This is a genomic window from Caulobacter sp. P1_D6 (genome assembly GCF_056406095.1).
The window spans coordinates 1-616 of sequence record NZ_JBFUAW010000087.1 but is presented as its reverse complement, the minus strand read 5'-3'; the positions used below and the strand labels follow the sequence as shown (position 1 = coordinate 616).

1 protein-coding gene is annotated in these 616 nt (G+C 73.4%); it reads right to left on the bottom strand.

The window, feature by feature from the left end:
- Window positions 1-616, bottom strand: a 616-nt coding sequence (locus tag AC1DYP_RS24790; protein ID WP_477048561.1) for a methyl-accepting chemotaxis protein, incomplete at both ends; no start/stop codon positions are given.

The following is a 616-nucleotide window of genomic DNA, read 5'->3' as shown; positions in this document are numbered from 1 at the left end:
ACGCATAGTCCCGGAAGTCGGCGTCTTGGGCGTCGGGACCGCCGTTGGTCAGGTCCAGGGCGAAGCCGCTGGCCCGGGCCTGCTGGGCGGCCACGGTCGGACGGGCCGGCGTGGCGGCCTTGCGGGCGACGGGAGCCGGCGCCGCGCGGCGGGCCGGAGCCCGGGCCGGCTTGCGCGCGGCGCTGCCCGTCGAGTCGGTGCGGAAGTAGGCGATCGAGGTCTGCAGCTCCTCGGCCTGGGCGGCCAGCTCCTCGGAGGTCGCCGACATCTCTTCCGAGGCGCTGGCGTTCTGCTGGGTGACCTTGTCCAGTTGCTGGATGGCCTCGTTGATCTGCGAGGCGCCGATGTCCTGCTCGCGGCAGGCTGCCGAAATCTCGGCGACCAGTTCGGCGGTCTTGCGGATGTTGGGCACCAGGCTGGTCAGCATCTCGCCGGCCGACTGGGCGGCCTTGACGGTGTCCGAAGACACCGCGCCGATCTCGGTGGCGGCGGTCTGCGACCGCTCGGCCAGCTTGCGGACTTCCGAGGCGACGACCGCGAAGCCGCGGCCGTGCTCGCCGGCCCGGGCGGCTTCCACCGCCGCGTTCAGGGCCAGCAGGTCGGTCTGGCGCGCGAT